The 8,086-nt window shown below is 64.2% G+C and carries 7 protein-coding genes; 3 read left to right on the top strand and 4 right to left on the bottom strand.

The genetic code is table 11. The features are described from left to right. Nucleotides 1–89: 89 nt before the first annotated feature. The gene (gene hpaC, locus C167_RS0124720; protein WP_017520996.1) at nucleotides 90–611 is read right to left on the bottom strand and encodes a 4-hydroxyphenylacetate 3-monooxygenase, reductase component; all 522 of its coding nucleotides are present in this window, start codon (nucleotides 609–611) and stop codon (nucleotides 90–92) included. A 266-nt stretch (nucleotides 612–877) separates the two neighbouring features. Here hpaC and C167_RS0124715 point away from each other — a divergent pair, with 266 nt between their 5' ends. Further along, entirely contained in the window at nucleotides 878–1,504 is a 627-nt protein-coding gene (locus C167_RS0124715) for a response regulator transcription factor (protein WP_026079258.1), read from the top strand. A 15-nt stretch (nucleotides 1,505–1,519) separates the two neighbouring features. Here the strand turns inward: C167_RS0124715 and C167_RS0124710 are convergent, their stop codons facing one another. Further along, a complete protein-coding gene (locus C167_RS0124710; RefSeq protein WP_017520994.1) occupies nucleotides 1,520–2,515 on the bottom strand; it encodes an asparaginase in 996 nt (331 codons plus the stop codon). A gap of 86 nt (nucleotides 2,516–2,601) precedes the next feature. Then, complete coding sequence (locus tag C167_RS0124705; protein ID WP_017520993.1) at nucleotides 2,602–4,044, bottom strand: alanine/glycine:cation symporter family protein; 1,443 nt, start codon at nucleotides 4,042–4,044, stop codon at nucleotides 2,602–2,604. Between the two features lie 167 nt (nucleotides 4,045–4,211). Here C167_RS0124705 and C167_RS0124700 point away from each other — a divergent pair, with 167 nt between their 5' ends. After that, nucleotides 4,212–5,030, top strand: coding sequence for a helix-turn-helix domain-containing protein (locus tag C167_RS0124700; protein ID WP_017520992.1), 819 nt, complete (start codon nucleotides 4,212–4,214; stop codon nucleotides 5,028–5,030). A 136-nt stretch (nucleotides 5,031–5,166) separates the two neighbouring features. Here C167_RS0124700 and C167_RS0124695 read toward each other — a convergent pair whose 3' ends face one another. Next, nucleotides 5,167–6,051: a DMT family transporter gene (locus tag C167_RS0124695; RefSeq protein ID WP_017520991.1), complete on the bottom strand. Its 885-nt coding sequence runs from the start codon at nucleotides 6,049–6,051 to the stop codon at nucleotides 5,167–5,169. Between the two features lie 530 nt (nucleotides 6,052–6,581). On the opposite strand from C167_RS0124695, the gene C167_RS0124690 reads away from it, so the two are divergent. Beyond that, the gene (locus C167_RS0124690; protein WP_017520990.1) at nucleotides 6,582–7,832 is read left to right on the top strand and encodes an OprD family porin; all 1,251 of its coding nucleotides are present in this window, start codon (nucleotides 6,582–6,584) and stop codon (nucleotides 7,830–7,832) included. Nucleotides 7,833–8,086: the final 254 nt, after the last annotated feature.

Here is an 8,086-nt window from a genome sequence, read left to right as displayed (position 1 = left end):
TTCGAAGAACTTCTGGATGTCGGCAGTGTGGGAAATCTTCAGGGTCACGGTGATTACCTCTTTCTTGTTGTTCTGGGTTCGCTCAGGGCTCAGCTGGCGCGCAGCACGGCGTCGCGCTCGACGCGGTGGAACACGCGGTTGAAGTACACCAGGCTGTCCTGACGCTCGCGCACGGCGACCTTTTCCAACTCGACGAACATGACCGTGTGCGAGCCGACTTCCTTGCAGTCGCTGATCCGCCCTTCCAGGCTGACCAGCGCCTGGCGCAGCACCGGCAGGCCGGCGTAGCCATCGTCCCAGAGGTCCCAGGCGAAGCGCTCTTCCATGGAGACCTTGGTCATCCCGGCGAAGTGCTTGGCCAGCTCTTCCTGCTCGCCGCACAACACGTTGACGCACAGGTGGCCGTTGCTGCGGAACACATCGTGGGTAGCACTGCCACGGTTGACGCAGACCAGCACGGTGGGCGGGGAATCGGTGACCGAGCAGACCGCACTGGCGGTAATGCCGCAGCGACCTTCCGGGCCATTGGTGGTGATGATGTTCACCGCTGCCGGCAGCTGTGCCATGGCATTGCGGAAGTCGATCTGGGTCTGGCTGAGGGTGTTGGCCATTTCTTCGCCCCTTGTGCTGGAGTGGCCGGCACGCCCGGCCTTTCTTGTAGGGGGTCAGCGTAGGGCAGCGCCGCGGGGCGAAACATTCAGACGATTACCACGCCAGAGGGTAGTGGCCGCTAGTCATGTAGGTGGTTTCTTTATCGTCAGCCTCGGCGACTATGGGTATGCTCCGAGCCATGCCATTGCGACGACCGGGGCCAACACCCGGCGGACGCGGCCTACGTGCAGCTCTACAACGATAAAAAAGAAAGTGGCAACGCCTGATGGAAGCTAGAAAACCCGTGGTCTACATCGTCGACGACGACAAGGACCTGCGTACCTCCCTCGCCTGGCTGCTCGAGTCGGTCAGCATCGAGTCGTTGTGTTTCGGCGGCGCCGAGGAATTCCTGCGCGAATACGACCCCCGACTCCCCGCCTGCCTGGTGCTCGACGTGCGCATGCCCGAGACCAGCGGCTTCCAGCTGCAGGAGATGCTCAACGACAAGGGCATCGACCTGCCGACCATCTTCGTCACCGCCCACGGGGATATCCCGATGTCGGTGAAGGCGATGAAGAACGGCGCGCTGGACTTCGTCGAAAAGCCCTACAACCCACAGCAGATGCTGGACCGCATCCAGGCGGCGCTGAAGAGCGCGGTGCAGGTGCACGCGGGCCAGGAGCAGAAGCAGAACCTCAAGCACAAGCTCGACCTGCTCACCGGGCGGGAACGGGAAATCCTGATGATGGTGGTGGATGGCAAGGCCAGCAAGGTCATCGCCCGCGAGCTGAACATCAGCGTCAAGACGGTCGATGTGCACCGCACCAAGATCAAGGAAAAGATGGGCGTGAGCAGCATCGCCATGCTGGTGCGCGAGGTGCTCAACGTGCCGCTGGAAGAGTCGCGCCCCTGAGCGGGGCGCTTTTCCTTACCGGGCGTCGACGCGCTCGCCGCACAGGTCGAGCGCGAACAGCCGCTCGACCTCGCAAGGCGGCAGGCCGCAGCCCAGCAGGCTGAACAGTTTGCCCAGCGCCGCTTCGCGGGTCATGCCACCGCCAGAGACCAACCCGGCATCGCGCAGGCGGCTACCGGCGGCGTAGACATCGAAGGCCACATGGCCCTGCGGACACTGGCTGATCGCCGCCAGGACCACGCCCCGGGCGTGAGCTTCGCGCAACGCAGCCAGCAGGTCTTCGTTATCCGAAGGCCCCGTGCCGCTACCGAAACACTCCAGCAGCAATGCCTGCACGCCAGTGCCCAGCAGCGCACGCAGGTGCTCGGCGGCCAGGCCGGGAAACAGCGGCAGCACTGCGAGGTTCACCGGTTGGCGCGGCTGGCGGTAGCCCAGCTCGATGGGAAGCGACTCCGCGCGCTCGCCGTTGCGTTCACGCGGCATCACGGCGAACGCATCGAAGGCATCGCTGCGCAGCTTGGTGACGCGGGCGCCATGCATCAGCTCGCCATTGAAGTACAGCCAGACACCCGGCTCGACGCCGGCCTCCAGCGCATTCAGCGCGCCCAGAAGATTACCTGGGGCATCGCTTTCCGGTGCGCCCATGGGCTGCATGGAGCCGGTCAGCAGCACCGGAACCTTCAGGCCCAGCAGCAGGAACGACAGCGCGGCGGCGCTGTAGGCCAGGGTGTCGGTGCCGTGGAGCACCAGCACGCCGTCATGACCGCCCTGCTCCACCGCGTGGACTATGGCGTCGCGCATGGCCAGCCAGTTGGCCTGGGTCATGTTGGCGCTGTCGAGCAGCGGTTGCAGTTCAGCAAAGGACCAGTCGAGGCGAATCTCGCCCTGGTCTTGCAGTTGTTCGCGCATGCGAGCTTCGAAACCGCCAGCCGGCGCCAGGCCTTCGGCGGTTTGCAGCATGCCGATAGTGCCGCCGGTATAGAGGACGAAGAGATTCTTCACTCGACGCATGCCAGTGCTCTTGTAGGAAAGTTCACAGGATAAACCGCGAGGCCGGGAGAAGTCCCGGCCTCACGTATCAGACCAAAGTCAGCGGATCAGCCCTGGGCGGGCAGGCTGCCGTGGGCCGGAGCAGTCGAGTTGATCTTGTGCGCGTCGCGCCAGGCGTCGTGGTCGATGTCCAGGTCGGCGAACTTGCTCGCATCGAACACCGGACGCTCGACGCCGGCGGCGCGCTGTTCGTCGTAGTCGCGCATCACACGCAGGCCGACCTTGATCAGCATCGCCAGGGCCACCAGGTTGACGAAGGCCAGGCAGGTCATGGTGATGTCGGCGAAGGCGAACACGGTGCCCAGGTTCTGCATCGAGCCCCACAGGATCAGGCCCAGCACCAGCACGCGGAAGGCGATCAGCGCGCTACGGCTGCGGCCGACGATGAACTGCAGGGCGTTCTCGCCGAGGTAGTAGTTGTAGGTGATGCAGGTGAACACGAACAGCGACAGCGCGACGCTGACGAAGATCCGGCCCCAGTCACCGACCACCGCGGCCAGCGAGTTCTGGGTCAGGGTGATGCCGTCGCCTTCGAAGCCGGGGGTATAGAAGCCCGAGAGCAGGATCAGCAGCGCGGTGCAGGTGCAGATGACGAAGGTGTCGAGGAACACGCTGAACGCCTGGACCACACCCTGGGACGCCGGGTGACGCACGGCGGCGACGGCGGCCACGTTCGGCGCACTGCCCAGGCCCGCTTCGTTGGCGAACACGCCACGCTTCACGCCCATCACGATGGCGCTGCCCAGCAGGCCGGCGAAGGCTGGCTCCAGGCCGAAGGCGCTCTTCACGATGGTGGTCAGCATGCCCGGCACCAGCTCGATCTGGGTGACGATCACGTACAGGGTCACGGCGATGTAGGCCAGGGTCTTGACCGGCACCAGCAGGTCGGAGACGGCAGCGATGCGCTGGATGCCGCCGAAGAACACGATGGCCAGCAGCACGGCCAGGGCTATGCCGGAGTACAGCACCGGAATGTCGAAGGCGTTCTGCAGCGAGTGGGTCACGGTGAAGGCTTGCAGGCCGTTGAAGGCGAAACCGTAGGTGACCAGCAGCAGGACCGCGAAGGTCATGGCCATCCAGCGCAACTTCAGGCCGTGCTGGATGTAGTAGGCCGGGCCGCCGCGATACAGGCCGTTACCGTCGCTACGCTTGTAGACCTGGGCCAGGGTGCACTCGAAGAAGCTGCTGGACATGCCCACCAGCGCGGTGACCCACATCCAGAACACGGCGCCGGGGCCACCCAGGGTCACGGCGATGCCGACACCGGCGATGTTGCCGGCGCCCACGCGCCCGGCGAGGCTCAGCATCAGCGCCTGGAAGGAGCTCAGCTGGCCGGATTGGCCGCGGATCGATTCCTTGAACACGCCGAACATGTGGCCGAAGTGGCGGAACTGGACGAAACGGGAACGGAGGGTGAAATACGCACCGAGTCCTACGATGAGGACGATGAGGACTTTCCCGGAGAGGAAATCGTTGATCGCGTCGAGCATGTGCTGGGGCCTCGATTGTTATTGTCGGAGCACGGACCTGGGGCTGGCCCGCTCACTGGGGCGCATGGTTGCGCTCGAAGCGTCTGGAAACAATTTCGCGGCTTGTTACGATTTGATGCGACCTGACGCTATACTTGCGCCAGTCGCATCACCTGGATCTGGCACGAATGTCCGACAACCTCGGCCCCAACCTCAAGCTGCTGTGCGCTCACTACCGCTCTATCTCGGAGGTTTGCCGCAAGCTTGCGATCAATCGCGCGCAGTTCAACAAGTACCTCGGCGGACAGAGCCAGCCCACGGCGTACAACCTCAAGCGCATCGGTGACTTTTTCGGCGTCGAGGACTACGAACTGCAATTGCCGCCGGAGCAGTTCGCCCGCCTGATCGGCGCCCGTGGTACCTCGCCGGCCAACGTGCAACGCGACGATCCGCTGATGGAAATGCTCCGCCCGCTGCGCGACCACGCCGGCAACCTGTCGCGCTACTGCGGTTACTACTTCGAATATTCCAACTGCATGTCGGTGCCCGGGTCGATCCTGCTGTCGCTGGTGCACCTGTACGAGCAGGACGGCAACTTCCTCTTCGAACGCCAGGAACGCCAGGAGCGCTCCAGCAGCACCGACGTGCAGGCCGAGGACTGGGTGCGCTGCCGCTACCTGGGCGCGGCCTTCCAACTGCAGGACCGGTTATTCCTGCTGGACTACGAGTCGCTCACCGTCAATGAAATGAGCCAGACCATCCTCATTCCCAGCTTCAAGAGTCGCATCACCCGCCTGAACGGCCTGAAGACCGGTGTCTCCAGCGGCGACCGCCGCACCCCGGCGTGCACCCGGGTGGTCTGGGAGTACCTGGGCCCGGAGATCAACCGCATCAGCGCCTATCGCCAGGTGAAGCTCTACCAGCCGGACGACCCGCGCATCGACGACGACGTGCGTCAGCGCCTGCAGGTTGGGCCGATCCGCCATGGCCTGTTCGAGATCGAGTGAAGCCCTCAGGTCTGGTAGGTCTTCTTGTGCAGGAGCGAGCTTGCTCGCGAACCCACCCCGCGCAGGAGCGCCCGGATAATCCGTTCGCGAGCAAGGACTGGGCGTCCCCCTCGCTCCTACAGGAAGAGCAAAGCGTCTACCGCTTGCGGCTCTGCAACCACGCTGCCGCCAGCCCGCTGCCGCAGATCACCGCGATACCCAGCAGCGCCGATGGTTCTGGCGTATGGCCGAAGATCACGAAGCCCAGCAGCCCTGCGAAAACGATCTGGCAATAGCTGAACGGCGCCAGCAACGCGGGCGCTGCATGCTTGAAGGCTTGGGTCAGGAACAGGTGCGCGGTCATCCCGCAGGTGCCCAGGGCCAGCATCATCAGTCCATGGACCAGCCCCGGCCATTGCCAGAAGAACGGCACCAGGGCGCTGACGACCAGGGTGTTGCACAGCCCGGCGAAGAAGTTGCTGGTGGTCGGGCTGTCCGCCTGGCTGAGCTTGCGCGTGAGCAACTGGTAGAAGCTGAAGCACAGTGCCGAGCCGAACGGCAGCAATACCGCGGGAGTGAACAGATCGCCACCGGGGTGGACGATGATCAGCACGCCGATGAAGCCGACTATCACCGCCGACCATTGCCCCACGGTCACCCGCTCACCCAGCAGCGGCACCGACAACGCCGTCACCAGCAGCGGCGCAAGGAAGTTCACCGACGTCGCTTCCGCCAGCGGGATGTACTGCAGACCCGTGGTGAACAGGAAGCTGGTGCCCAGCAGGCACAGCGCGCGGGCCGTCTGCAGGAAGGGATGGCGGGTGCGCAGCACAGCGAGGCCGGCGCGCGGCAGGAAGATGCCCGCCATCAGCAGCGTGTGCACTACATAACGCGCCCACACCACCATGACGATGGGGTAGATGCTCGCCAGGTACTTGGACAGCGCGTCGTGGCTGGAGAACAGGAAGGTCGCCAGGACGATGAGCAGGATGCCCTTGAAGGGCTGGTGAACGCCGGACAACGGCGATTGACTGGTACTCATCGACTCACGGATTCAATAGGACAGATGCGGCAGGCACTCGGAAGCTTCACAGCCTAGCAGGAGGCACCGCAGAAAGAATCCGCCACGCCACGCCGCGAGCACCTCGCGGGTCCGCTGCAAGGCCGGGCGATAAGGGGTCTGCACGGCGTTGTGGCAGGCATCCTACCCGCAATGCGGGTGGGTATATGTTCCATTTGGTTAATTATCGTTCGAACAGCGAACGTTTACGCCACGGGCGAATTGCGGCGGCCAGCGGAGGAGCACCACTATGACCCCAGCCGCCGCCTCGATGCGGCGCCAACAACTATAAGAAAGGTCCGTTCACATGCTCACGCTCTCCCTGGCACGCCTGCGCGGGTACGCCGCTTCCGCCTTCTCTCTTCGCATGCTGTTTTGCCTTCCCTTTGCGCCTGGCTGATCGCCTGATCCGCACTCGCTGACCGTTTAAACGTCCATCCGCCGCATTCGACAGAAACGCGCGGAGGGCTCCGTTCGCCCTGAACAACGACAAGAATGCCGAGGGAACCCCCATGCTCCGCCATCTGCCCCACCTCACCATCAGCGCCTGCCTGCTACCCACCCTGCCCGTCCTGGCCCATGCCGAGGAAGGCGGCTTCCTCGAGGACGCCAAGGGCAGCCTGCTGCTGCGCAACTTCTACATGAACCGCAACTATGTCGGGGACACCCGCCAGGGCAAGGCAGAGGAATGGACCCAGAGCTTCATCCTGGACGCCCGCTCCGGCTATACCCAGGGCACCGTCGGCCTCGGCCTGGACGTGCTCGGGCTTTACAGCCTGAAGCTCGACGGCGGCAAGGGCACGGCCGGCACCCAGTTGCTGCCGACCCACGACGATGGCCGCCCCGCCGACGACTTCGGCCGCCTGGCCGTAGCCGGCAAGGCCAAGGTGTCGAAGACCGAACTCAAGGCCGGCGAATGGATGGTGGTGCTGCCGATCCTGCGCTCCGACGACGGCCGCTCGCTGCCGCAGACCTTCCAGGGCGCGCAGGTCACCTCGAAGGAAATCGACGGTCTGACCCTGTACGGCGGCCAGTTCCGCCAGAACAGCCCGCGCAACGACGCCAGCATGGAAGACATGTCGCTTTTTACCCGCCCGGCCTTCACCTCGGATCGCTTCAACTTCGCCGGTGGCGAGTACCGCTTCAACCACGACCGTACCCTGGTCGGCCTGTGGAATGCGCAGCTCAAGGACATCTACCAACAGCAGTACCTGCAACTGCAGCACAGCCAACCGCTAGGGGACTGGGTGCTCGGTGCGAATATCGGCTACTTCTGGGGCAAGGAAGACGGCAGCGCCCGTGCGGGTGACCTGGATAACCGCACCTTCTCCGGGCTGTTCTCGGCAAAATACGGCGCGAGCACCTTCTATCTGGGCCTGCAGAAAGTCATGGGCGAGGACGAATGGTTCCGCGTCAACGGCACCAGCGGCGGCACCCTGGCGAACGACAGCTACAACGCCAGCTATGAGAGTGCCAAGGAGCGTTCCTGGCAGTTGCGCCATGACTACGACTTCGCTGCCTTTGGCGTTCCCGGCCTGACTCTGATGAACCGCTACATCCAGGGCCGCAACGTGCACAACGCCAGCACCGATGACGGCCGCGAGTGGGGCCGCGAAAGCGAACTGGCGTATACGGTACAGAGCGGCACCTTCAGGACGCTGAACATCAAGTGGCGCAACTCCACCATGCGCCGGGACTGGGGCAGCACCAACAGCTTCGACGAGAACCGGCTGATCATCAGCTATCCGTTGTCGCTGCTGTAGGCGCGTTATCCGCCCTACGGAATTGGATCTCTGTTCCCTCTCCCCAGCCCTCTCCCTGAAGGGAGAGGGAGCCATTCGGTGCTCTTGGATAGCGCAGAACCAGCCGGCGGGCGCGGAGCTATCCGTGCACGCCGAACAGTCCCCTCTCCCTTCAGGGAGAGGGTTAGGGAGAGGGCAAACCCGAGCTCGGAAATGTCGGTAGGGCCACGCCTGCGACAGGTACCGCACGGAACCACCGTGAAACGCTGGCCGTC

Source organism: Pseudomonas nitroreducens TX1 (assembly GCF_000313755.1).
GTDB lineage: Bacteria > Pseudomonadota > Gammaproteobacteria > Pseudomonadales > Pseudomonadaceae > Pseudomonas > Pseudomonas nitroreducens_A.
Note: the sequence above shows the minus strand (reverse complement) of the source record. Positions and strands in the feature narration are given on the sequence as shown.

What these genes read in the sequence shown, in the direction of transcription:
- hpaC (WP_017520996.1), bottom strand. Translation starts at nt 611, where the DNA reads ATGGCCAACACCCTCAGCCAGACCCAGATCGACTTCCGCAATGCCATG.
- C167_RS0124715 (WP_026079258.1), top strand. Translation starts at nt 878, where the DNA reads ATGGAAGCTAGAAAACCCGTGGTCTACATCGTCGACGACGACAAGGAC.
- C167_RS0124710 (WP_017520994.1), bottom strand. Translation starts at nt 2,515, where the DNA reads ATGCGTCGAGTGAAGAATCTCTTCGTCCTCTATACCGGCGGCACTATC.
- C167_RS0124705 (WP_017520993.1), bottom strand. Translation starts at nt 4,044, where the DNA reads ATGCTCGACGCGATCAACGATTTCCTCTCCGGGAAAGTCCTCATCGTC.
- C167_RS0124700 (WP_017520992.1), top strand. Translation starts at nt 4,212, where the DNA reads ATGTCCGACAACCTCGGCCCCAACCTCAAGCTGCTGTGCGCTCACTAC.
- C167_RS0124695 (WP_017520991.1), bottom strand. Translation starts at nt 6,051, where the DNA reads ATGAGTACCAGTCAATCGCCGTTGTCCGGCGTTCACCAGCCCTTCAAG.
- C167_RS0124690 (WP_017520990.1), top strand. Translation starts at nt 6,582, where the DNA reads ATGCTCCGCCATCTGCCCCACCTCACCATCAGCGCCTGCCTGCTACCC.